Below are 25,179 nucleotides of genomic sequence, written 5' to 3'. Positions count from 1 at the left end.
ATCATACCTGATTTAAGCAATTTATTCGGAGCTTGTTCATGGCCGATCACAACATTCCCCATTTCCAGAATGATCTTGGATATAAAACAATCGAAATTGGTGTAAAAGAATTTATGTGCGTAGGCGCTACACAACCATTCGATCATCCTCATATTTTCATCGATATGGGATCAATGGATGAGAAAATTTGTCCTTATTGTTCAACCCTTTATCGATATGTCCCCTCACTATCATACAATCAAACAAATCCAACAGGATGTTTATACCAGCCAAATAATTCACTATAGTGCATTCTCTGCTCTTTCAATATGAAGAAAACGCATGGATCAATCACCAATCATTGTTGGAGGAGGTATTGCTGGTTTAAGTACTGCTTTGGCTCTCGCCCATAAAGGAATTGCAAGTACACTTATCGAAAAATGTACACAGCTTGATGCAGTAGGTGCTGGTATTCAGCTTACTCCAAATGCAACCTGCATCCTTGCGCATTGGGGAATTCTTAACAAACTTATTGAAAGGGGTACAACACCACATTTTCTTGAGTTAAGAGATGGAGTTTCTTTAAAAGTGCGACTGCGCGCTAATCTCATCAATTTATCGGAAAAAAATTGGAGTGCTCCGTATATCACAATTCATCGCGCAGACTTACAAAAAGTTTTATACAACGCTGTTAGAGAAAATCCTTTTATCAAATATAAAACAGGAGAAACTGTTGTATCGTCTACCAAAACGGTTCCTAATAGCATTCATATAAAAACAAGAAAGACAGATGTATCAACTGAACCACAACAACAGCAGTTTTATTCAACACCACTTCTTATCGGTTGTGATGGAGTTTGGTCCACATTACGGCAATTAGCTCCTTTTCATGAAAGGGCAAATTTCAGTGGCTTTATTGCTTGGCGTGCAACAACAGAATTTGAAAATCTTCCTAAAAGCTTTTGTTCTTTATTACAAAATACCAAAACAATTACTGCTTGGATGGGCCCCAAAAACCATCTTGTCATCTATCCCATTCAATCATCAGCAAACATTTTTAATTTTGTCGCCGTTACTCATGGAGAAACTTCAAAAGAAGGATGGGCATATAAAGGAAATAAAAAAAAATTGAAATCTCTTTTTAAAGATTGGAATCAGCAAATTTTGCATGTCTTTGACCATATTGATGAATGGACCTATTGGCCCCTCTTTCAAATGAAACAGAACCGTTTTTTAGGTTTAGAGAGACAAGTATTTGTTGGGGACTGTGCGCACGCAGCCTTACCTTTTGCTGCGCAAGGTGCTGCTATGGCAATCGAAGACGCTGCTACATTAGCAGAAGTGCTTTCACTTAAAGACCTTTCATTAACGAAAGCTCTTTCACTTTACGAAAAAATACGTATGCCCAGAATTATAGCAGTAAAAAAACGTGGAGACTTTAATAGAATGGCTTATCATGCAACTGGTCCTCTAGCAATTGCACGTAATTTCATCATGAAAGTTCGTACACCAGAGAATATCATGTCCAACCTTAATTGGCTTTATATGTATGATGCTATGAACTTAACAAAAATGAAACAAGGCAATATATAGTAAAAACTTATAAAATTTATCTACCAGAATGACTTTGAATATTTATAAAGAAATAAAATGAGATTTCTTTTCGTTTTTGTTCGATGAGAAATGTATCATAGCTTATCAAACCTTTCAAAACCTACAATCCAATCCAAGAAAAGTCTTAAGCCACCGATAAAACAAGAACACCTTTCAAAACAAGCTGTCATTTCATAACTTTTTATTTAAACCAATTCCACATTAATAACACCTTGTACCGATTTCATAGCACTCGCCACACGTGAATTAACCTTGTATCGTTTTGGGAGCGTAATTTCGATTTCGCGTAATCCATCCTCTTGAATGAGAATAAGTCCAACTTCCCCATTTCCACCAAGATTTAAATTCTGCTCAATTTGCGGAAGCATATCAACTGTATTGATAAAAATGCGCATCATTTTATGATGCTGTAAGTCCTCATTTTCCAAAGATTGAACTGTCTCAAGCCGCAAACTGATGCCCTCAGAGCGATTTTCTGCACTCACTGTAATGATAAAAGATTTCCCTGGCTCTAGTATCTCCTCATAATCCGCAAGCCCCTCAGAAAAGAGAACTGTCTCATACTGACCACTCGTATCAGAAAAATGAATAACCCCCATTTTTTTGCCAGATTTTGTTTTGCGCACTTGTTTTGCCACAACAGTTCCAGCAAGCCTAGCAGCTTCTGCTCCTCCTTTGACAGCATTAGCAAAATTAACCCAAGTCTGTACGCGTTTTTTCGCAAGAATATCTTGATACTCATCCAGAGGATGAGCAGAAAAGTAAAAACCTATTACTTGAAACTCTCGATAAAGTTTTTCATCTGGTAACCAAGGAGTTGTTTGCGATAAAATCAAAGGCTCTTTTAACCCACCCGTCATCCCAAATATATCAATCTGTCCACTAGAATTATTATCAAGAATACGAAGTGCACGTGCATGAAGAGTTCCAAGACTTTCCAATAAAATCTCACGTGCGATATGAAAGCAATCAAAAGCGCCAGCACAAATCAAACTTTCCATTGCACGCTTATTAACAATGCGCGGATCAATACGCTCACAAAAATCTTCTATATCCTTAAAAGGTTTATTTCCACGACAAGCTACAATATGATCAACAACCGCTTCCCCCACACCTTTAATGGCAGCAAGAGAATAATAAATACAGTTATCACCAACCTCAAAAACACGATGTGATGTTTGTACACAAGGTGCAATCACTTTAATACCCAATCTTAATGCTTCACGCCGAAAATCATTTAATTTATCCGTATTTGTCATATCATACGTCATTGAAGCGGCTAAAAACTCAACTGGATGATGTGCTTTCATATAAGCTGTTTGGTAAGAAACAATCGCATAAGCAGCGGCATGCGATTTATTAAAACCATAATCTGCAAATTTTGCTAAAAGATCAAAAATAATATCAGCTTGATCCTTATCAACACCGCCAGCAACAGCTCCCTCTACAAAGCGCGTACGTTGTTGTTGCATTTCTTTATGAATCTTTTTTCCCATAGCCCTACGTAATAAATCCGCCTCCCCAAGCGAATAACCAGCAAGCACTTGAGCAATTTGCATGACCTGTTCTTGATACACAATAACACCCTGTGTCTCCTGAATCAGATGATCTATCTTAGGATGAATCGAAGCAATTTCTTCTTCCCCATGTTTGCGTGCGTTATAGGTTGGAATATTCTCCATTGGACCAGGACGATAAAGCGCTACAAGAGCAATAATATCTTCAATGCGATCTGGTTTCATTCCAATCAATGCTTTACGCATACCAGAACTTTCCACTTGAAACACGCCAACCGTTTCACCACGTGCCATCATAGCATAGGTTTCTTCATCATTCAGAGAGATATTCGACAAATCTATTTGAATGCCTTTTCGTGCGGCAAAATCTACCGCCATTTTCAAAACAGTAAGCGTTTTTAATCCAAGAAAATCAAATTTTACTAGCCCCGCCTGTTCAACATATTTCATGTTAAATTGCGTAACAGGCATATCAGAACGAGGATCACGATACATAGGAACAAGCTCTGAAAGCGGACGATCACCAATAACAATCCCTGCTGCATGCGTCGATGCATGACGATAAAGGCCCTCCAGCTGAAGTGCGATATCTAACATGCGTCCTACAACCGGATCTTTTTTCTTTTCTTCCTCAAATTTAGGCTCATCCTTGATAGCATCAGCCAGTTCAACTTGGCTTCCAGGCGTAGCAGGAACTAATTTTGTAAGATAATCCACCTGACGATAAGGAACTTCTAAAACACGTCCAACATCACGCAATACCGCACGCGCCTGTAACTTACCAAACGTAATAATTTGGGCAACTTGATCACGTCCATATTTTTTTTGAACATATTGAATAACTTCTTCGCGCCGCTCTTGACAAAAGTCGATATCAAAATCTGGCATAGAAACACGATCTGGATTCAGAAAACGTTCAAAGAGAAGAGAAAAACGCAATGGATCAACATCAGTAATAGTCAAAGCATAAGCGACAAGTGAACCGGCACCAGAACCACGTCCCGGTCCAACAGGAATATCATGCGCCTTCGCCCACTTTATGAAATCTGAAACGATAAGAAAGTAGCCAGAAAATTGCATCCGCGTAATAACGGAAACTTCATACTCAAGCCGCTGCTCATAATCTGCAACAGTATATCCTTCAGCCAATCCAATTGTCTCAAGGCGGATTTTCAAACCAGCCTTGGCCTGATTTAATAATTCACTATCTTCTACTTCTAAAGCAAAGTTTGAATCAACAGACTGCTCTATAAAACGAGGCAAAATTGGTTTTCGAATAGGCGTAGCTGTATGACAACGCAATGCAATTTCAACACTGTTCTCCAGAGCTTCTGGAAGATCAGAAAACAATGCAACCATTTCATCTTGTGATTTCAAATAATGATCCGGTGTTACCCGTTTACGATCTGGATTAGAAACAATTTGTCCTTCTGCAACCGCCATCAGTGCATCATGTGCTTCATAGCCTTCCCTCTTTAGAAAAAAAGCTTCATTGGTTGCAACAAGAGGAACTTCATGTGCATAAGCCAACTCAATAAGTGCAGCTTCTACTTGTCGATCAAAAGAGCTATGCCGCTGTAATTCCACATAAAGACGATCACCAAAAAGATTTTTTAAAGAAATCAAACGTTCGACAGCTCGTTCTTTTCTCCCTTCTGCCAAAGAAAAATTAAGTGGGCCTCCCCTACCACCTGTTAAAGCAATTATTCCTTCACTGTGTGATGACAACCAATCAACTTTAATATGAGGAGGATCAGTATCACACTTATCAAGATAGGCACGACTAACAAGACGAACCAAATGAGCATAACCGATCTCACTAGCTGCTAACAAAACAAGAGAACACAAATCAGAAGGATGGTGCCATTTAGCAAAACGCGAATTATCATTTTCATCACCAAAATCAACGGCGAGCTGACAGCCAATGATAGGCTGGATCCCATGCGAAAAACAATATTGCGAAAACTCCAACGCACCAAATAAATTATTCGTATCAGTGATAGCGACAGCTGGCGTTTGATCCGAAATCGCATGTTGAATAATTTGCGGAATTTTTAAAGCCCCTTCGAGCAGCGAATAAGCAGAATGCACTCTCAAATGGATAAAGCGAGGAAGAGATTTTTTTATCTCTCGTATTGTATTTTTATCTTCTGCCACTCTTAAATTTCCCACTGCAAAATAAATACCAAAGTGCAACCTTTGTTTGTCTTAATAATAGAAAATACTCTAAATCATTATGCCTTTAAATCTATAAACGTGTCACTCTGCATATGAGCCAAGACACTCCAGTTTTATTGATATTTACAAAAGACTTCCATGAAGAAAATATCTCTATTCACAGCAAATAAATACACAAAAACAAAAAGGAGAAATTTATAGAATATGACCAACATTTTATTCTTGTACTCTATTTATTATGTACCTTTAAATATTGATTTTTTTCTTAAAATGCAAAGTATAAATAAAGAAGATTTCACGTATATAACTTATCCCCAAAAAGCTCTTTTAAAACACTAGAAAAAATAAAAAGAGCAGGTTAAATTTCCTTATGCCTCCAAGCCTTATTACACCCCTTTTTAATTCTATCCGTACTCTTTCTGGGGTTACACCTAAGGTCTATAGCTTACTAGCCAAAGTCTTAAACATTAATCCATTACAACGTGAACCTAACCTTATTGATCTACTACAATTAATGCCTCATTCCGTCATAGACCGTAGAATGCGTCCCAGCATTGCTTGCGCACAAGAAGGCAGCACCACTACTCTGGAAATTGTTATTGATCAGCATCAACCACCACCCGTTGGCCGTAACCGCTTACCCTATAGGGTTATTGCACATGATCCAACAGGAAAAATAAATTTAGTTTTTTTTCATGCCCAAAATTCTTGGCTCAAAAAACAACTACCAGAAGGAAAAAAGGTTATTGTATCAGGAAAAGTTGAGCTGTTTAATGGTCAACTTTCAATGGTGCATCCCGATCATATCGCACCAAGCGAACTACCAAATCAGATTCCCTTCATTGAACCTATTTACCCCTCTACCGCCGGACTATCAGTAAAAACACTAAGACGTGTAATACAAAACGCCCTAGATTACATTCCTCTCTTACCAGAATGGATAGAAGAAAGCGTCAAAAAGCAACAAAACTTTTCTTCCTTTTCTGTTTCTTTACGCCGCATCCATGCGCCCATAGACCCCGATGATTTAACCTTAGAAAGTACAGCACGCAAACGTCTTGCCTATGATGAATTACTCGCTTCTCAATTAGCTCTTGGCCTAATGCGTTTAAAAACCAAATCTCTTGTCGGCACTTCTCAGCCCTCAACAGGAACTTACACTCAAAAATTACTGAAAGCCCTCCCCTTTCAACTTACAAATGGACAAACAAAAGCAATACAAGATATTGCAAATGATCTTGCTTCACCAGAACCAATGCTACGGCTTCTTCAAGGTGATGTAGGAGCAGGAAAAACTGTTGTTGCACTCATGGCAATGACACAAGTTGCTGAAAATTCAGGACAATCCGCTTTAATGGCCCCTACAGAAGTTCTTGCTAGGCAACACTTTGCAACAATTGCACCTCTTGCTGAAAAAATCGGGCTACAAACAGTTCTTTTAACAGGACGAGAAAAAGGAAAATCACGTACAAATATTTTAAATGATATTTTATCGGGCCAAGCTTCTCTTATTATCGGAACCCATGCACTTATACAAAATAACGTCACTTATAGTAATCTTACTTTAGCCATTATCGATGAACAACACCGTTTTGGTGTGCATCAACGTCTTGCCCTTACAGCAAAAGGTCATAAACCTGATATGCTGGTAATGACTGCTACTCCTATTCCACGCACACTCGTCTTAACAACTTTTGGTGATATGGATGTTTCCAGAATTACCGAAAAACCAATAGGACGACAACCAATTACAACAGCAACACTTTCTTTAAAACGTATTGATGAACTCATAGAGCGCATTGCCATCGCCTTAGAAAAAGGAGAAAAACTCTATTGGATTTGTCCTTTAGTAGAAGAATCATCAACTCTTGATCTCACTTCAATTGAAAGTCGTTTTGCTATTCTCCATGAACGATTTGGAGCACGTGTTGGTATGATACATGGGAAAATGTCTACAGTTGAAAAAGAGTCCGCAATGGCATCTTTTAAACGTGGAGATATCTGTATCTTAGTTGCAACCACGGTTATTGAAGTCGGAGTAGATATTCCTGATGCTTCTATCATCATCATAGAACATGCGGAGCATTTTGGTCTTTCACAATTGCACCAACTGCGTGGACGTGTTGGACGAGGAGAAAAAAAATCCTCCTGTATTTTACTCTACAAAGATCCACTAACAAAAAGTGCTGTAGAACGTCTTAATATCATCCGCAATACAGAGGATGGCTTTAAAATTGCAGAAGAAGACTGGCGTTTACGAGGAGAAGGAGAGCTTTTAGGAACACGACAATCTGGTATGCCTGAGTTCCACATAGCAAACCTTGCAGTCCATAGTGATCTTTTATCAATAGCAAGAAAAGATGCACATTTATTTTTGCAACGTGACCCTACCCTTTCTTCAGAACGAGGAAAAACTCTCCGTTTGCTCCTTTATCTTTTCGGGCGTGACGATGCTACACGTCTATTACGAGCAGGATAACAATAAAAACCAATCAAATAAAATTTAAAGCTTTACAATATGCTATTGTAAAAATTCTTTTATAAATTTTATCTCTTATTATTTTTCAACAAAGCCCTCGAAAAACTTACTCAACAGTGACTGATTTTGCCAAATTACGAGGCTGATCAACATCTGTTCCCAATAAAACAGCTGTATGATAGGCAATTAATTGAATGGGTAAAGCATAAATAATGGGTGTAATCAATTCTGGGATATCTGGCAGAATAACAGTTGATAAGGTATCAAAATGAACTGCTTCTGCCCCTTTTTTATTAGTTATTAAAATAATACGACCATTACGTGCAGCCACTTCTTGCATATTAGAAAACGTTTTTTCAAACCACCGATCATAAGGCGCTACAACAATCACTGGGATTGTCTCATCCACCAGTGCAATCGGACCATGTTTCAACTCTCCTGCGGCATAACCTTCAGCATGAATATAAGAAAGCTCTTTCAATTTAAGTGCTCCCTCCAAAGCAATAGGGTAAGAAGTTCCACGTCCGAGGTAAAGAACACTTTTTACATTTACGAGATGACGACAAATCTGTTCAATCTTATCATCTAACTTTAAAACCTCGTTTAAAATCCGCGGCACTTCTGCTAATTGTTGAACAAATTGATGTTCTGCCTTCTCCGAAAGAGACCCTCGTTGCTTAGCAGCACTAAGCGCCATTGCAGCAAGCGTTGCCAACTGACAAGTAAAAGCTTTTGTTGAGGCAACTCCAATTTCTGGTCCTGCTAATGTTGGGAGCATAAAATCAGCTTCTCTTGCCATTGTTGATTGCTCAACATTCACAATTGTCGCTGTTTTCACACCACGCTCACGACAATAACGCAAAGATGCCAATGTATCAGCTGTTTCACCAGATTGAGAAACAAATATCGGCAAGACATCAGGTGTTATAGGTGGTTCACGATAACGAAATTCAGAAGCCACATCATTATCAACACTTAAAGCAGCAAAACTCTCAAACCAATAACGTGCAATTAAAGTTGAATAATAAGCTGTTCCACAGCTTGCAAAAAGTATCCGATTAACATTTTTCCAATCAATCAAATTCTCAAGTGAGCGAACCGTATAATTTCCAAGATCAAGATAATGCGCTAAATTATGAGAAATCACTTCAGGCTGTTCAAACATTTCCTTGTGCATGAAATGACGATGATTACCTTTAGAAACCAATAAAGTTCCTTCAAACAATGTTGTAATAGGACGTTTTACCAATTTATTATTGGCATCGTAAATTGTTACAGTTTCCCGTGTCAGGACAGCTAAATCACCATCTTCCATATAACTGATACGATCTGTAAATGAAGCTAAAGCGATTGCATCCGATCCTACAAAACATTCATCTTTTCCATAACCAATCGCTAGAGGTGGTCCAGAACGAACAGCAATCATAAGGTCATCTTCACCTTCAAAAATAACAGCAATAGCAAAGGCACCCTGCAACCTTTTCCAACTCGTGCGCATTGCTTCTTGCGGTGAAAGACCATTTTTTAACGCACGCGTAATTAAATGTGCAATAACCTCGGTATCTGTCTCTGTTTCAAAGATATAACCATCTTCAATGAGTTCCTTTTGCAATTCTACAAAATTTTCAATAATACCATTATGAACAATCGCAAGTCGTTCCGTTACATGGGGATGAGCATTCCGTTCCACAGCAACTCCGTGCGTAGCCCAACGTGTATGACCAATTCCTAAATTTCCTTCTAGAGGTGTCTTTTTTAACTTTTCTTCTAAGTGAATAAGTTTTCCTTCAGCACGCACACGATAAAGGTGCCCATTATGCACTGTAGCTATACCAGATGAGTCATAGCCTCTATATTCAAGACGCCTCAAACCATCAACCAAAGAGGATGTAACACACTTATTTCCGAGAATTCCGATAATTCCGCACATTAAAAGCTCCAACTCACATCCTAAATTTAGAGTATTCCATAAAACAATCCAATAGTCTTTATTCAAAACCTTAAATCATCACATAACTTAAATATGTAACATGACAATACTTAAAAATAAGCCTCCCAATTGTGTGATCATCACAAAGTAAAAAATAAACTGAAACTGGTCACTTTTTCTGTTTTTTTGCTAACAAACGTGCACGCAATCTGGCTGCACAATCCTCTTTTATTACCTGTCGTGCACGTCCAAAAGCTACACTGTTTATAGGCACATTTTCAGTGATAACACTTCCTGAAGCAATATAAGAACTTTTTCCAACAATTAAGGGAGCAATAAGTGCTGAATTAGAACCAATAAAGGCACTATCACCAATCTGAGTTTTATATTTGTGAAATCCATCATAATTGCAAGTAATAGTACCAGCTCCAATATTACACCCTGCCCCAATTTCTGCATCGCCAATATAACTTAAATGATTAATTTTAGTAGCCTCTCCTACCTTTGCTTGTTTAATTTCACAAAAGTTCCCAACCTTCACGGATCGTGCTAACTCTGTTCCAGGACGCAAACGTGCGTAAGGACCAATCCGCGCATTCGCACCAACCACCGCTCCTTCTAGATAACTAAATGCATGAACAACTGCGCCAGAATGTACTTTTACTCCCAACCCAAAATAAACATTTGGCTCGATGATCACATCTGGTTCAATTTCTGTATCATAAGAAAAATAAACAGTTTCTGGTTTAAGAATCTTAACACCAGACAACATGAAATCATGTGCTTTGCGCTTTTGCCATACAGCATCGGCCTCAGAAAGCTCCAAACAGTTATTAATCCCTATAACATTGTCAAAAGGCACTTCAACGACTCGAACATCTAATCCTTCACGTGCCGCAATAGAAACAATATCCGTTAAATAATATTCTTGCTTCAAATTATGATTATCAACCTTTTCTAGAAGAGAAAGCGCATGTTTCCCATTAATGGCCATTATTCCACCATTACAAAAAGAAATTTTTTTCTCTTCATCACTTGCATCTTTTTCTTCTACAATCGCGATTACTTTACCATTTTTCTTAAGAAGACGTCCATAACCTTTTGGATTTGAAGCATAAAAACCAGCAACGACAACATCTGCTCCCTCAGCAAGCTGCGCACGAATTTTCAGCAATGAATCTTGCTCAATCAAAGGCGTGTCACCAAACACAATAAGAACATCATCCGCCCCTTTTTGCAAAGCTGGAAGCGCACAAAGAACAGCATGTGCAGTTCCTAAACGTTCTTTTTGTTCAAAAATCATTGCATTTTTTACAAATGATTGAACAATTTCAGTGACATCTTCTGCACCGAGCCCCACAACAACTGCTAATTGTGAAGTGCCTACCAATTCTATTTCTTTTAGAACATGGCAGACAAGAGGCAATCCAGCAATTTTATGCAGTACTTTAGGAAGAGACGACTTCATACGCGTCCCCTCACCTGCTGCAAGAACAATAGAAAGACAATTTCTAACCATAAAAACACATAAAGCTAACGAGAAAATCCAAAAAAACTAACAATATTATGCCAACGAATAGTTTCAATATTACTCAACAAAGGGTATTTTTCCAAAAGCCAATAGGAAAGATTCTGCATAGAGCCTGTTAAAAATAAAATACCTGTAACGACCAAAAAAATACCAATCATTTTTTCAACTTTTCCTAAATGAATACGAAAAGCGCCTAAAAATCTCATAAAACCAGTTGAAAATAGAGCTGCTAACACAAAAGGCACACCAAGACCCAACGCATAAATCCCTAAAAGGAGTGCTCCCTCACCTACAGTTTCTTTTGTTCCAGCAAGAGTTATAACAGGTCCTAAAATTGGACCAATACAAGGTGTCCAACCAAATGCGAAGGCTAAACCAATAACATAGGCTCCTAAAGGACCAGTAGGCACTTTATGCGTTTGAAAACGTGCTTCACGAAATAAAAAAGCAATTTTGAAAAGCCCCAAAAAATTTAAACCAAAAATAATAATGGTAATTCCAGCAGCAATTGCAAACCAATCGCGATAATAACCGATGAACTTGCCAATTGTACTTGCACTCGCACCAAGAGCAACAAAAACAGTTGTAAAACCCAGCACAAAAGCAATAACAGAAGATAACAGCCCCCGCCGTATAAATACTTCTCCCTCACTCTTTTGGGAACGCAAATCATCAATACCAATACCTGCCATATAACACAAATAAGGAGGGACTAAAGGCAAAACACACGGTGATAAAAAGGACAAAGCACCAGCAAAAAACACACCAACTGTTGAAATTTCTACAACCAAAACACTCTATCCACTTTCAATGATGATTTATGTCGCTTCATAAGCATCAATCCATTTCCTCATCAATTTGTTGCATATTTTTTGTATCTGCAACCACACTTATATCTTCATCATGGCCAGAAACAACTGAAAAAACTTTTTGATAAATTTTATCTTTATTTTTAGCAATCGCAATATACTCCCCCTCAGCTAACACGAGTGAAGCATAAGCACCCACTGTTTCATAAATGATATCACCAGAATCATTGGTAAGAGACCAACTTGTATCTGCTAGTGCTTCTCCTCCTTCTTGCCGCACCAACTTTAAGACAATTTGAGCTGCCTGATGTTCAAGAGTTACCTCGGTAATTTTACCTGCATCTACTTGGATATCGGAACGAACAATAGCATTAATGGAACCATAATGAGAAGCAACATGATAGTTGCCAGCTTTCAAACGCACAATTGACTGAGGTTTAATATTAGATAAAATCACACCGGTATCATCGTTTTCTTTTTCATCTTCATAGATAGTAAAACGCAATTCCTTTTCATTGATCATACCGTTTAGCAATATAGCATTTAAAATAACACCACCAGCATCAAGATTGAACTTTTTAACAAGTCTCTGCCCACTTTCTAAAGTGACATGACTCATCGCACTCACATGACCAAATGAGACATGTACAAGATAACTTCCTGGATCTAAAGAAAAACGTGCGCTTCCTCCCTCATAAATTTCAGCCAATGGTAATTTATTATCAACCCCTAGGATAGGTGCATAAATCCGCCACACAAGCCCTTTCATAATATTTTCATTGCTGTTTGTTAACCGAGCATGCAAGATAAGTTGGGGTTTAGAAACTAAATTCTCTTTCTCAGAATCTTTTTCCAAATCTTGAGACTGTAAAGTAAAACTTGTAGATTGTTTTTGGTGATAATCCTGCATACTCCCTTCTTCAGAAAAAACACAATTATTCCAGATCAATAAGATAAGCGCTACGCATAACCACAAGCATCGACGCAATATTTTTGCAAGAATATCCATTTTCATATTGTTGACCAAAGCGACTATTTTTTCAAGAAATAATATCACTAAAATCATCATTCTAAATTGAAAAACTCACACCACAACCACACGATGAAACGGCATTAGGATTATGAATTTGAAAAGACTGTCCCATAAGATCATCAACAAAATCAATTTCAGCCCCTTCCATGAAGGGAAGCGATAATGAATCAATAAAGACAATTGCCCCATCTTTTTTTAAAACGAGGTCATCTTCACTCATTTCAGAAACCAAGTCATATTTATAAGAAAAACCCGAACATCCACCGCCTTCAACGGAAATACGTAACCCTATTTTATCAGGTTCACTCAAAAGTATCTGAGCAATCCGCTTAGCAGCAATATCTGAAATATTCACACCCATTTTATATATCCTTGCATTAAACTATCAAGAAAGAGTATCCCAGCAAAAGAGAAGTTTATTAAATAAAATATAAGCCTCTCTCAATTTAGGATGAGAATGGACAGCTTGCAATGGACATAAACAATATCAATTTCAATTACCACTCTCGAGCGCCCTATAGTGCCACCCCACAAACAAGCCGTGGTAGATTATTCCATGAAATGATGAGTCCTATACGATCACCTTTTCAACGAGATAGAGACCGTATTATTCATTCTAATGCATTTCGACGCCTTAAACATAAAACACAAGTCTTTATTGCTGATGAGAGTGATCATTATCGTACACGACTGACACATTCAATAGAAGTTTCTCAAATTGCACGAACATTAGCCCGTGCGCTCTGTCTTGATGAAGATCTTGCCGAAGCCATTGCCCTTGTTCACGATTTTGGGCATACGCCTTTCGGCCACGCGGGAGAAGATGCCCTTAATGAAGCAATGGCACATTATGGCGGTTTTGACCACAATGCACAAGCATTACGCATTGTCACAAAGCTAGAACAACGCTATGCAAATTTTGATGGACTTAACCTCACTTGGGAAACGCTCGAAGGTCTTGTGAAACATAACGGTCCCCTTTTAGGTCCTTATGCGAACAAAAAAGAGGTTCCTATCGATATTCTACAATACAATGTAAAGCAAGATCTTGAGCTCGATTGCTTCGCTGGACTAGAAGCGCAATGCGCGGCTATTGCTGATGATATCGCTTATAATGCTCATGATATTGATGATGGTTTACGTTCACAATTTTTAACAATTGACCAATTCGAACAGGTTTCGCTAACCGCAACATTATTAGAAGATATAAAAAAAGAATATCCACGACTTGATCAAACTCGGCGCGGCTACGAACTTGTGCGCAAACAGATAACAATCATGGTTGAGGATGTTATCAAACAATCACAAAAAAATTTGGCACACATTGCGCCAACAAGCATAAAAGATGTTCACCAAGCAAAACAAACCATTGTGACCTTTTCTCCTGAAATGGCAGTTTACGAAAAAGAACTAAAAGATTTTCTCTTTAAAAATCTTTATTACCATGAACAAGTTCTCAATCGTCGCAATGCAGCAAAATGCATTGTACAAAAATTATTCGACTGTTATCATCAGAATCCAGATATCATGCCTGAAAGCTGGTACAACAAAACAACTTACCTAACAAATCAAGAGTTAGCGCGTCTCATTGCTGACTTTTTGTCAGGTATGACGGATCACTATGCTCTACGCGAATATCACCGTTTATTTGACCATACAGATAATTTCGTTTAATTGCTTTTGAATACATAATGGAAATTGAATATGAATGTCTTTAAAAACTTCGAGAAAAAAATTAAAAAAACACTCGAATTATCTGATATAAAAGGGAAAAATGGAGAAGATTTAGATTTATCAAAAATTACCGTTGATCCCCCCCGTGATTCTTCACATGGCCATTTATCAACCAACGCTGCAATGGTGCTCGCAAAGTCTATAGGGCTTAATCCACGTGAGCTTGCAGAAAAAATCATAGAACTTCTCAAAGATGAGCCCTCTATCGACTGTATTCATGTTGCCGGCCCTGGATTTATCAACATCACGCTTACAAAACTATTTTGGCAAAATGCTATAAAATCCATACTTGAATTAGGCATCTCTTACGGTCGTATTCCGATGGGACAAGGAAAACGTATCAATGTTGAGTATGTATCAGCAAATCCAACAGGGCCAATGCATGTGGGACATTGCCGAGGAGCTGTTGTGGGTGATGTTCTCTCTAATTTGTTGCAATTCGTCGGATACAATATTACGAAAGAATACTACATTAATGATGCTGGAAAACAAATCGAAGTGCTTGCCCACTCCGTATTGTTACGCTACCGCGAAGCTCTGGGACAAAAAATTAATGCAATTCCAGAAGGACTATACCCTGGTGAATACCTGATACCATTGGGCCAATCTCTTGCTCAAGAATTTGGTGACCAACTCCTCACTATGGATAAAGATGAAGCTTTATCTATCGTGAAGGAGCGTGCAATTCATGCCATGATGACGATGATTCGAAAAGATTTGGCAGCTCTTAATATTTATCATGATATCTTTTTTTCTGAGCGGATGCTTTATGCAGATAATGCACGCGCTATCCGTAATACAATTAATGATCTCACTTTAAGTGGTTATATCTACAAAGGAAAACTCCCACCACCAAAAGGGCAAAATACAGAAGACTGGGAAGCAAGCGAACAAACTTTGTTCCGCTCAACCGATGTTGGAGATGATCAAGACCGTGTTTTAGTTAAATCTGATGGTTCTTATACTTATTTTGCTGCGGATGTTGCTTATTTTCGTGATAAATTTAATCGTCATTTTGATGAAATGATTTATATTTTAGGTGCTGATCACGCTGGTTATGTAAAACGATTAGAAGCCATGGCAAAAGCAATTTCTGGCGATAAAGCCAAATTGAGTGTTTTCTTATGCCAGCTAGTAAAGCTCTTTCGCAACGGTCAACCTGTGCGCATGTCGAAAAGAGCAGGATCATTTGTGACTCTACGGGATGTTGTGGAAGAAGTTGGCCGTGATCCAGTGCGCTTTATGATGCTATACCGTAAGTGTGAAGCACCACTTGATTTCGATTTTGCCAAAGTAACAGAGCAATCAAAAGATAACCCCATCTTTTACGTACAATATGCAAATGCACGTTGTCACTCTGTTTTTCGTCAAGCACAAGAAGCCCTTCATATTGAAAATCTTTCAAATGATACAATGATTGCGTACCTCAACCGATTAACAGACGATAATGAAATATCCTTAATACGCAAACTTTCTGAATACCCACGTATCATTGAACAAGCTGTAATTCATAAAGAGCCACATCGATTGGCGTTTTATCTCTATGATCTTGCTTCCAGCTTTCATGCTCATTGGAATAAAGGGAGTGATAATCTTGCTTTACGTTTCATCCAGCCTGATGATAAAGAGCTAACACTTGCCAGATTAGGCTTGATACAAGCTATCATGAATGTTTTATCATCAGGACTTACAATTGTAGGAGTCGAAGCACCGACAGAAATGCGTTGAAAAAGTTCTATAAATACATAAAATAGGTAGTTTGTTGATATTTTTCATATATCCTTATCGCAAAAGGGGGAATATAATTTTTAAATATAACAAATTAAATTTAACCATTTATTGCATGCAGATGCAAATCATCATGTGAGTAAAGCTATGAGCGATAACGATCGCAAAAATCCGCGCGAAATAAAACAAGATCATGAACACCATGATCCTTTAGAGAGGCTTACGCGCATTTTTAATCCGAATAAACAAAGCGGACATCAAAATGATCAGTCCTCTTCAAGCGCTGATCAATCGATATCTCACACTCCTCAAACTTCATCTTATGAAGATGACTTTGATTTGTCCTTTCTAGAAGCAGAGCTTGAAAATAATTTAACAAATGACTTGCCAAATGGATCAACAGCTTTTTTCAACCAATCAGAACAAAACAACTTTTCGTCTGAAGAGCCATATTCTTCAGCTATGAATCATGATGAAGAGCAAATTTTAGACGAACTTTCTCCATTACCTATCCCAAAGAATCAATCATCTCAAAAGAGAACTGCACCCATCAGTACTGATCCTTTTTTTGAAAAAAGTAATTCTAGCACGCAATCAGAAAATTTCTTTTTTGATGAAGCAGATAAACACAACAATGGAGAAATCAGACCAGAATCTATTGAACAAACTAGCCGTTTTGCACAAACAGTCTCGCAACAAAGAGATACTCCTATACAACAAAATTATGATGACAATCAAAGCTTTCACAATACTCCTATAAACCACCCGTATAAAGTTTCAGCTGATCAAAAAAATTGGGCTACAGAGTATTATACTAATGTCTCCTCCTCTACAGAGCAAAATATATTTCCCTCATCTGCTGACCTTACTTCAGAGAAAAAGGATAATGAAACAACAAGTAGCTTTCTATCACCTTTGGATTCAACACAAATGGGTAAACAGTCTTATTCAGAAGGCTTTTCACAGGAGCATTATGCTACCGATTATCCCCAGTTTTATGAAGAAGAATCCGCAAAACAAAAAATTTATTCTGAAAAAACTTCAAAATATCGTGCCACTCAAGGACAACATATCAATAGCGCTGAAAATAACTCTGAGCAAAATAATAAAGAAGCGTCGTATCAAAATAATTTAAATGATACGCACGTCTCATCAGAAACCCTTAACACAAAACAAAGAGAAAGCTTTTTTGCTCATAACTATACGCACAGGGATACTCCTCCTCCAAATGTTGATACTTATAAATTTGCAGAGGAAATGGTAGAAAAAACTGGCCCCATTATGGTTCCTGAAGTCCCGTATGAAGCCCCAGAATATGATGTACCAACTGATGATTTGAAAGAAGAATTTTCTGATATATTCAATGTAGGAAATGTTTCAGCAGAAAATTTTTCACGGCAGCAACAGCAAAATGAAGTCTTCAATGAAGTCTTTCATCATCCCATGGATATTCCAAAAGAAGACGCATATACAAATTCACAAGATCAAAATGCCAACTATTTTCCCACTAACAATATGGGATATCATCCCTCTCTTTCTACAGAGAATCCATTATACAAAGGTATAGATGAAGTCCCCACGCACGCATCACCTCCCCCTCCCGTAAAAAGCTCTATTTTTGGTAAAACGCTTACTAAAAGTATTGTTCTTCTTATCTTAATAACAATAGGTTTCTTCAGTTATTTTCATTTTTTTATGCCATCACAAAAAAATGGAAATCTTCCCATTATCCATGCTGACAATACACCTTTCAAATTTAAACAAGAAACAACTGAAACAAAGAATGATGTCGCACATAATTTAGATATTTATAAACAAACAACTGAACAAAATGAAAAACAAGAAAATGCACAGCAATCGCTTATTGATAATTCTGAACAACCTGAAAATTTAACAGAATTAAACCAACAAGAATCTACAAGCTTTTCATCCTCTTCTCTTGATGAATCCGATGTTGAAGATGCAGTGACAGAAGCCATCAATCACACCGTTCCAACACGAGAAGTACAGACTGTTATTGTAAACCAAGATGGCACAGTTATCCTAGCACCAATGAATCACACAGAGAGAAAAACTTCTGACGAACCAGAAGAAACAATTGATCAAACCCCTGTAGATCAATCTCAAGATTTTTCTCCTGTTTCTTCTCAGGAATCCGATATAAACAATAAAGAAACAGAGCATAATTTTACAAGTGCTATTGATAAAATAATAGCTGAAAGCACTTCTCCTTCTAAGATTGAAGGAAAAGTTATACCTCTTCCTTCGTATGCAGAAAGAAATTCAGAACGACAAAAACATGCTGATTCTCGCGCAACATCACCAAATCACATAGCTACACAAAATGCAGAAAGTTATTACGTACAGCTTGCATCCCAACCAACCCATGCATTAGCGAAAGATTCTTTGAAAACCATAAAATCTAGATTTGGATTCCTTATTGGTGCTCGTCCTTTAAACATTCAATCCGCACTCATACCAGGTAAAGGGACCTATTATCGTATTCGTATACAAACACAAAACCGGAATGATGCTATAAACCTTTGTGAAGATATAAAGAATTCTGGAGGAAATTGCTTCATTACTCGCTAAATAAATCAGGCAGCAGCTTTAATAACCGCTACATGATTTATTTTAATACCAAGTATTTGATTTATTGATTAATGTCAGGGATTAAAATCGTTTCAATTTTTTTAAGCTTATGCATTTGAAAAATTTTATACCTTAATCTATGGCCTCATGAGATTTTCATCTAACGGATTATTCATGGGATAAAGATGACGACGTATTTTTATAGATATAAGGTATTTCGGATGTCGAATTTAAATCTTTTCTCGGACTTGTTATCGTTTGATTTGATTCTGTAGTGCTATAATGCGATATATGTTCAGGTTTTTTTTCAAAAAAAGATCCCAAAAAACCAAAAACAAACCAAATAATAAAAACTCCAAGAAGAATAGCAAGGATACCTCTACCAATTGAATTAAGCTGTTCACGCTCTTTTTTTTCTGTCGCTATACGTTTCTCATATGTGTGGTAATTTCTATCAATCATAGTGAATTCCTTTTCTCAATTCCCCTACCTTTAAGTTACAAAATATACATATATGAAGTTATTCAGATACTTACTTTTGGAAAACGATAAATATTACTAAAGGTTCCGGATGATCTGATAAAATTGAGAAAAAAGAGCATAAAAATAAAAATATCTCTTAAGAGTCTTTTCTTTTAATTCTATGCTAAAGTATTAACACGAATGTTTTGCTAAAAATAAAAAAAGGTTGTAATAAAAGTATCTCATTTTTCTTATAATAAAAACTACACAGAAATAAAGCATACCCTTAAAGGTCTTAGTTATGAAATCCCTTACATCATCGCTTCCGTTTAAAATAGAAAAACACCCATCACCTCTGCCAGATCAGAAACGTGAAGAAATTCTGAAAAGTCCTGGTTTTGGTCAATTTTTTACAGACCACATGTGTACTATCCAATGGACTGAAGATAAAGGTTGGCATAACGCTCTTATATCTCAATACAAAGCCTTAGAGATTAGCCCAGCAAGTACCGTTTTGCATTATGCGCAAGAAATTTTTGAGGGTTTAAAAGCATATCGCGCAAAAGACGGACGCATTTTGTTATTCCGCCCTGATGCCAATGCACAACGTTTCATAGAATCGGCAAAGCGATTAGCAATGCCAGAATTACCAAAGGATATCTTTATAGATGCCGTTAATCAATTGGTAAAAATTGATCAAAAATGGGTTTCAGGGCTTCCAAATGCTAGCCTCTACATACGTCCATTCATGTTTGGCAATGAAAGCTTTTTAGGCGTTCGCCCTTCTCAAGAATATCTTTTTTGTATCATAGCCTCTCCAGTTGAATCATATTTCAAAGGAGAAGAAAAATCTGTTAGCGTATGGATCGAAACAGATTATAGTCGTGCCGGTCCGGGAGGTACAGGCGCTGCCAAATGTGGTGGCAACTATGCAGCAAGCTTACTCGCACAAAGCAGTGCGATACAAAATAATTGTAGCCAAGTGCTTTTCCTAGATATGATTGAACATAAATGGATTGAAGAACTCGGCGGTATGAATGTTTGCTTTATTATGGCAAATAACACACTTGTGACACCTGGACTTAGTGGCACTATTCTTCCAGGAATAACACGTCATTCAATTTTACAATTGGCCCAAAAAATGGGGTTAACAATAGAAGAACGTCCTTATTCTTTTGAATCGCTCAAAGAAGATGCACGAAGTGGTCACCTTAAAGAAGTCTTTGCTTGTGGTACAGCAGCTGTTGTTACATCAATCGGTCGCTTCAAATACAAAGATGGCGAAGTCGTTATCGGAAATGAAACGATTGGTGAGGTTACAAAACAACTTCGCTCACAACTAGTTGACCTTCAAAAAGGCAATATAGAAGATAAAAATGGCTGGGTACACTCTGTCCAGCTTTCATAACAATTAAAGATATTTCTACAAATCACTGTCAATGCTTCCATAAAAATATCTCTTAGAGTTTTTTATGGAAGCACAGTTGCTTCAAATAATTCTTTTTCACTTTCTTAACAGATACAGTGAAAAAGAAAGCGTTTTAATCAAATTTTGAATAATCTCTATGCTGCGCTTTAATACGACGGATTGTACCGGTATGTGAACGCATCACAAGTGTTTCTGTTTGAATATAATGAGGAGTAAATTTAACACCTGAAAGCATATTGCCATCCGTTACACCTGTTGCAGAAAACAACACATCCCCTTTTGCCATTTCTTCCATTGTGTAAACTTTATTGGGGTTATCAATTCCCATTTTGGCAGCGCGCGCGATTTTTTCTTCTGTATCAAGTTGCAAACGACCTTGCATCTGTCCACCAATACAACGCAAGGCTGCAGCAGCTAATACCCCTTCTGGAGCTCCACCAATCCCCATATAGATATCAATACCCGTTTCATCTGGATTCGTTGTATCGATAACGGCAGCAACATCTCCATCGCCAATTAAACGAATTGATGCTCCCGTTGCACGCACTTCTTCAATCAGTTTTTCGTGACGAGGCCGATCCATAATACAAACAGTTATCTGATTAACAGCTACGCCTTTAGCTTTTGCAAGGGCGTGAATATTATCAGCAGGCAAAGCATCTATATCAACAATCCCTTTGGGATAATCAGGACCAACAGCAATTTTTTTCATATAAACGTCAGGAGCGTAAAGGAGATTACCCTTTTCAGCAATTGCAACCACAGCTAGAGAATTAGCAAGATTTTTAGCACAAATTGTCGTTCCTTCAAGTGGATCAAGTGCAATATCAATCGCGGTCCCTTCTTGAAGTCCTACTTTCTCTCCAATATAAAGCATAGGAGCTTCATCACGTTCCCCTTCACCAATCACCACTGTACCATCAATAGGCAACCGATTAAGCTCCTGACGCATTGCATCCACAGCAGCTTGATCAGCAGCCTTTTCATCACCGCGTCCGCGCCAGCGTGCAGCTGCAACAGCAGCACGTTCAGTGACACGTACCAATTCAAGCGTTAGAATACGATCAAGTCCATTTAAATTTTTCTGAGATGCGGGCATATGAAAAATCCTACTGAATGAGTATTAAAGAAAAAGCGTTAGCATTTATTGTTAAACATTAATAAGAAAGCTTTTGGCAAAGATGAGAACTTTCCACAACAGAAAAAAACACTCAAATTTCTTTTTTTGTCATTAAACAACTTCTCAACTTTATGCCATAGGTTCAATACGAATGAATTGAGACTTTGCAACAAGATGTCCATCTTTTTCAATTGCTGCAAGTGCTTTTCGTACATTCACCTCCGTTGTTTCATGCGTTATTAAAATAATTGTTTTTACAATCTGGCTTTCTACAAAAGGTTTTTGAACAATCGATTCTAATGAAATGCTATTATCAGCCATATGCTGTGCTACTGCAGCAAAAACACCAGCACGATCATGAACATTCAAACGAATAAAATAACCACCTGCATGATGCGAAATACGTGCTTTTTTATGAGGAGCAAGCTCCAATGCTGGATTTCTTAAAACAGGTGCATACTGAAAACCAGTACGTGCTTTCGCTATGTCAGCCAAATCAGCAATAACTGCTGATGCTGTTGCCGCTCCTCCAGCACCAGGACCAGAAAAGAGCAATTCACCTAATAAATCACTTTGAATAGAAAGGGCATTTGTTACGCCATGAATCTGTGCAATCATTGATGATGTTGGTACCATTGTCGGGTGAACACGCTGCTCAATTCCAGAATCTGTTTCTAACGCAACCCCTAAAAGCTTAATCCGATAACCCAATTCATCAGCTGCACGAATATCAATCTGTGAAATATTGCTAATTCCTTCAACATACACATCATCTAACGAAATGGCCGTTCCGAATGCTAAACTTGTCAATAAAGCCAATTTATGAGCTGTATCATTTCCCCCAATATCAAAAGTTGGATCAGCTTCAGCATAACCAAGTCTCTGTGCATCAGCCAAACAATCTTTAAATGAAAGGCCTTCATTAAACATACGTGTTAATATATAGTTGCAGGTTCCATTGAGAATACCATAAATTCGCGATATACGGTTACCGCAAAGTGATTCTCTCATCGCTTTGATGACAGGAATTCCTCCAGCAACAGCCGCTTCAAAATGAAAAAAAACACCTTTTTTTTCTGCACTTACAGCAAGTGCTACCCCATGTCGTGCGAGAAGTGCTTTATTGGCAGTAACAACATGATGCCCTACCTCCAGAGCTTTTTTAACAGCTTGATGCACAACATCTAATTCACCACCAATTAATTCCACAAAAACATCAATATCATCAGAAGAAGCCATATCCACTGGTGAATCGAACCATTTTACATCACTCAGATCAATTCCACGATTACGACTTCTATCACGTGCACTAACAGCAACAATTTCGATCGATCGTCCACATTGGCAAGCTAAACTACTCGCTTTTTCACGCAGAATTTTTATAACTGAAGTACCAACCGTACCAAGACCCGCAATGCCAACTCTTAAAGCTTCTGCCATTATCTAACTGCTTATCCCTCTCTTCTTTTGAAAAATACGATGTGTAAATCAACGAAAATGATGCTTACAACCAAACACAATCTAAAGAAGTCCCCCACTCTATTCAACCAAATTTGTCTTCTTGTATCACAAAACTGCTCGTTCAATCAAAATCTCTCAGATATAAATTTATCTCTTTTAAAGAGTAATAGCCTTTATAAAAACGACTGCTTCACTGCTTCAAAAGAGTGGAGTTTCAATCAACATATAAAAAAATGATTATTAACTTCTATTTTACTTTCGATTTGTTTCAATATTTTTTCATTTTTACAGCGGACATTTTATGAAACGAAAGGAAAGCATATCTAATCGCAAAGACAGTCTTTATGTGATTCGTATCATTTTTCAGCTTATTAATGATTATGTTTATCGTTTTATTTCAAGAAACTGTTCTACAGCCGCTTATAGTTTCACCGAAAACCTTGGATGATTATTCTCCGAAGATCTTTGAACAAGTAAAATACCAAGCATATATTTCAGAAAGACAACAATAGAAAAAACACCAAAACATTTAACATACTGATTTAATTTATTTTTATTTTTCAAAATAAGCGAGCACTAAAAATATCATTTAATTATCAGGTTGCTAACATAAAAAATTCATCAACCATGAATTATGCTCTCTATTTTCTCACGCACAACTCTAGAAAATAAAAAAATCCAGCCAAGAGTGACAATAATATATCCAAAAATAATGCAATAAAATATGTTTTTTAAAAAAAAATTACGTAGAGGGCTTGCGAAGTAAAAAGATCCTCTCTATAAGCCTCATCATTGGTTCGCGCCCATCGTCTAGAGGTTAGGACGCCGCCCTTTCACGGCGGAAACAGGGGTTCAATTCCCCTTGGGCGTACCAAATCTTTTTTACAACCAATAACTTATTGATTTTACGCATGTTTTTTTAAGGTGCGGGGCGCGTAAATAAAGGTTAGGGAATAGGATTTGGGAAGTTATCCTGTGAAGAGAATTATCAAAGTCTCTGTGTGAATAATTTTTCTATTCAAAGAGTAATGCTATATCGCTTACGCTTATAAGAAAAAAATGCGTTAACTATAGATCTATGGGATAGTGTTTTTTGTAATGTTTAAAATTTGTAAGGCACACTAACACGTAAACTGTATTTTCTGGCAAATACAACTGTCATCCTTTGTAAAACTCTATTCTTCTCCCAGAAGAGCTTTAAGAATAATTTCCAAGACTATTTCTAAGGGCTAATTCAAAACTCGATTTATACCGCCCCTTCTTGATTACAGTTCCTTGTCTATCACATAGTCTATCACATTCAATTTTTTCTAGACAAACAGATCACTACCTGAGAGCTGAAAGAGTAGAATAAAGATTTATAACCTTATTTATCAATTTATTTCCCGAATATAATATCTCTAAAAATCGTAACGAACGCCATAATAATATAAATTTATCAAACAATTAAATAAAATGTCTTACAAAAAATAAAGATTCCCTACACCCTGTAGTAAATTTTACCGAATCCTTCTCTTGCATCAGCTTTTTATCAACGATACAATGATCATATTACAAAATTAATATTATTTTTTAATGAATCC

At 37.3% G+C, this 25,179-nt stretch carries 17 protein-coding genes and 1 tRNA gene; 9 read left to right on the top strand and 9 right to left on the bottom strand.

Features of this window, described 5'->3' with window-relative positions:
• The first annotated feature begins 38 nt into the window (after nt 1–38).
• The gene (locus tag ME1_RS07745; RefSeq protein WP_004862006.1) at nt 39–287 is read left to right on the top strand and encodes a zinc-finger domain-containing protein; all 249 of its coding nucleotides are present in this window, start codon (nt 39–41) and stop codon (nt 285–287) included.
• A gap of 34 nt (nt 288–321) precedes the next feature.
• The gene (locus ME1_RS00530) at nt 322–1,572 is read left to right on the top strand and encodes an FAD-binding protein (protein WP_004862005.1); all 1,251 of its coding nucleotides are present in this window, start codon (nt 322–324) and stop codon (nt 1,570–1,572) included.
• Nucleotides 1,573–1,778: 206 nt separating this feature from the next.
• Here the strand turns inward: ME1_RS00530 and dnaE are convergent, their stop codons facing one another.
• Nucleotides 1,779–5,267 carry a DNA polymerase III subunit alpha gene (dnaE, locus tag ME1_RS00525; protein ID WP_004862003.1) on the bottom strand — a complete coding sequence of 1,163 codons (3,489 nt, stop codon included), beginning with the start codon at nt 5,265–5,267 and terminating at the stop codon, nt 1,779–1,781.
• A 391-nt stretch (nt 5,268–5,658) separates the two neighbouring features.
• On the opposite strand from dnaE, the gene recG reads away from it, so the two are divergent.
• Nucleotides 5,659–7,767, top strand: a complete 2,109-nt coding sequence (recG, locus tag ME1_RS00520; protein WP_004862001.1) for an ATP-dependent DNA helicase RecG — start codon at nt 5,659–5,661, stop codon at nt 7,765–7,767.
• A 106-nt stretch (nt 7,768–7,873) separates the two neighbouring features.
• Here recG and glmS read toward each other — a convergent pair whose 3' ends face one another.
• The 5 genes from glmS to ME1_RS00495 all read right to left on the bottom strand — a co-directional run bounded on the left by glmS (nt 7,874) and on the right by ME1_RS00495 (nt 13,431).
• On the bottom strand, nt 7,874–9,697 hold the full coding sequence (gene glmS / locus ME1_RS00515) for a glutamine--fructose-6-phosphate transaminase (isomerizing) (protein WP_004862000.1): 1,824 nt from the start codon (nt 9,695–9,697) through the stop codon (nt 7,874–7,876).
• A 169-nt stretch (nt 9,698–9,866) separates the two neighbouring features.
• Nucleotides 9,867–11,216 carry a bifunctional UDP-N-acetylglucosamine diphosphorylase/glucosamine-1-phosphate N-acetyltransferase GlmU gene (gene glmU, locus ME1_RS00510; RefSeq protein ID WP_004861999.1) on the bottom strand — a complete coding sequence of 450 codons (1,350 nt, stop codon included), beginning with the start codon at nt 11,214–11,216 and terminating at the stop codon, nt 9,867–9,869.
• Nucleotides 11,217–11,230: 14 nt separating this feature from the next.
• Nucleotides 11,231–12,019 (bottom strand): cytochrome c biogenesis CcdA family protein, encoded by a 789-nt coding sequence (locus tag ME1_RS00505; protein ID WP_004861997.1) that lies wholly within the window; start codon nt 12,017–12,019, stop codon nt 11,231–11,233.
• A gap of 46 nt (nt 12,020–12,065) precedes the next feature.
• Nucleotides 12,066–13,106: a hypothetical protein gene (locus ME1_RS00500; protein WP_004861995.1), complete on the bottom strand. Its 1,041-nt coding sequence runs from the start codon at nt 13,104–13,106 to the stop codon at nt 12,066–12,068.
• Between the two features lies 1 nt (nt 13,107).
• Entirely contained in the window at nt 13,108–13,431 is a 324-nt protein-coding gene (locus ME1_RS00495) for a HesB/IscA family protein (RefSeq protein WP_004861993.1), read from the bottom strand.
• Nucleotides 13,432–13,541: 110 nt separating this feature from the next.
• On the opposite strand from ME1_RS00495, the gene ME1_RS00490 reads away from it, so the two are divergent.
• The 3 genes from ME1_RS00490 (at nt 13,542) to ME1_RS00480 (ending at nt 19,124) form a co-directional block, all read left to right on the top strand.
• The gene (locus ME1_RS00490) at nt 13,542–14,744 is read left to right on the top strand and encodes a deoxyguanosinetriphosphate triphosphohydrolase (protein WP_004861991.1); all 1,203 of its coding nucleotides are present in this window, start codon (nt 13,542–13,544) and stop codon (nt 14,742–14,744) included.
• Between the two features lie 30 nt (nt 14,745–14,774).
• The gene (gene argS / locus ME1_RS00485; protein ID WP_004861989.1) at nt 14,775–16,532 is read left to right on the top strand and encodes an arginine--tRNA ligase; all 1,758 of its coding nucleotides are present in this window, start codon (nt 14,775–14,777) and stop codon (nt 16,530–16,532) included.
• A 147-nt stretch (nt 16,533–16,679) separates the two neighbouring features.
• Nucleotides 16,680–19,124 carry an SPOR domain-containing protein gene (locus ME1_RS00480; RefSeq protein WP_004861985.1) on the top strand — a complete coding sequence of 815 codons (2,445 nt, stop codon included), beginning with the start codon at nt 16,680–16,682 and terminating at the stop codon, nt 19,122–19,124.
• A gap of 168 nt (nt 19,125–19,292) precedes the next feature.
• Here ME1_RS00480 and ME1_RS00475 read toward each other — a convergent pair whose 3' ends face one another.
• A complete protein-coding gene (locus ME1_RS00475; protein ID WP_004861984.1) occupies nt 19,293–19,586 on the bottom strand; it encodes a hypothetical protein in 294 nt (97 codons plus the stop codon).
• 301 nt (nt 19,587–19,887) lie between these two features.
• On the opposite strand from ME1_RS00475, the gene ME1_RS00470 reads away from it, so the two are divergent.
• Nucleotides 19,888–20,994, top strand: a complete 1,107-nt coding sequence (locus tag ME1_RS00470) for a branched-chain amino acid aminotransferase (protein WP_004861983.1) — start codon at nt 19,888–19,890, stop codon at nt 20,992–20,994.
• A 133-nt stretch (nt 20,995–21,127) separates the two neighbouring features.
• Here ME1_RS00470 and glpX read toward each other — a convergent pair whose 3' ends face one another.
• Both glpX and ME1_RS00460 read right to left on the bottom strand, forming a co-directional pair.
• Entirely contained in the window at nt 21,128–22,114 is a 987-nt protein-coding gene (glpX, locus tag ME1_RS00465; RefSeq protein WP_004861980.1) for a class II fructose-bisphosphatase, read from the bottom strand.
• Between the two features lie 150 nt (nt 22,115–22,264).
• Nucleotides 22,265–23,575 carry a homoserine dehydrogenase gene (locus ME1_RS00460; protein ID WP_004861979.1) on the bottom strand — a complete coding sequence of 437 codons (1,311 nt, stop codon included), beginning with the start codon at nt 23,573–23,575 and terminating at the stop codon, nt 22,265–22,267.
• 322 nt (nt 23,576–23,897) lie between these two features.
• Between ME1_RS00460 and ME1_RS08025 the strand changes: the two genes are divergently transcribed.
• A complete protein-coding gene (locus tag ME1_RS08025; protein ID WP_004861976.1) occupies nt 23,898–24,044 on the top strand; it encodes a hypothetical protein in 147 nt (48 codons plus the stop codon).
• 351 nt (nt 24,045–24,395) lie between these two features.
• Nucleotides 24,396–24,470, top strand: a tRNA-Glu gene (locus tag ME1_RS00455).
• The last annotated feature ends 709 nt before the right edge of the window (nt 24,471–25,179 follow it).

The sequence above is a fragment of the Bartonella vinsonii subsp. arupensis OK-94-513 genome, from assembly GCF_000278235.1.
GTDB classification, from domain to species: domain Bacteria; phylum Pseudomonadota; class Alphaproteobacteria; order Rhizobiales; family Rhizobiaceae; genus Bartonella; species Bartonella arupensis.
The sequence above is the reverse complement of the archived record's forward strand: the minus strand, read 5'-3'. Positions and strand labels throughout refer to the sequence as shown.

Coding starts and splice junctions, on each gene's coding strand:
- ME1_RS00490 (WP_004861991.1), top strand. CDS start 13,542: ATGGACATAAACAATATCAATTTCAATTACCACTCTCGAGCGCCCTAT.
- ME1_RS00480 (WP_004861985.1), top strand. CDS start 16,680: ATGAGCGATAACGATCGCAAAAATCCGCGCGAAATAAAACAAGATCAT.
- argS (WP_004861989.1), top strand. CDS start 14,775: ATGAATGTCTTTAAAAACTTCGAGAAAAAAATTAAAAAAACACTCGAA.
- glmS (WP_004862000.1), bottom strand. CDS start 9,697: ATGTGCGGAATTATCGGAATTCTCGGAAATAAGTGTGTTACATCCTCT.
- ME1_RS07745 (WP_004862006.1), top strand. CDS start 39: ATGGCCGATCACAACATTCCCCATTTCCAGAATGATCTTGGATATAAA.
- ME1_RS00470 (WP_004861983.1), top strand. CDS start 19,888: ATGAAATCCCTTACATCATCGCTTCCGTTTAAAATAGAAAAACACCCA.
- glpX (WP_004861980.1), bottom strand. CDS start 22,114: ATGCCCGCATCTCAGAAAAATTTAAATGGACTTGATCGTATTCTAACG.
- ME1_RS00460 (WP_004861979.1), bottom strand. CDS start 23,575: ATGGCAGAAGCTTTAAGAGTTGGCATTGCGGGTCTTGGTACGGTTGGT.
- ME1_RS00530 (WP_004862005.1), top strand. CDS start 322: ATGGATCAATCACCAATCATTGTTGGAGGAGGTATTGCTGGTTTAAGT.
- glmU (WP_004861999.1), bottom strand. CDS start 11,216: ATGGTTAGAAATTGTCTTTCTATTGTTCTTGCAGCAGGTGAGGGGACG.
- ME1_RS08025 (WP_004861976.1), top strand. CDS start 23,898: ATGAAACGAAAGGAAAGCATATCTAATCGCAAAGACAGTCTTTATGTG.
- ME1_RS00495 (WP_004861993.1), bottom strand. CDS start 13,431: ATGGGTGTGAATATTTCAGATATTGCTGCTAAGCGGATTGCTCAGATA.
- ME1_RS00475 (WP_004861984.1), bottom strand. CDS start 19,586: ATGATTGATAGAAATTACCACACATATGAGAAACGTATAGCGACAGAA.
- recG (WP_004862001.1), top strand. CDS start 5,659: ATGCCTCCAAGCCTTATTACACCCCTTTTTAATTCTATCCGTACTCTT.
- ME1_RS00500 (WP_004861995.1), bottom strand. CDS start 13,106: ATGATGATTTTAGTGATATTATTTCTTGAAAAAATAGTCGCTTTGGTC.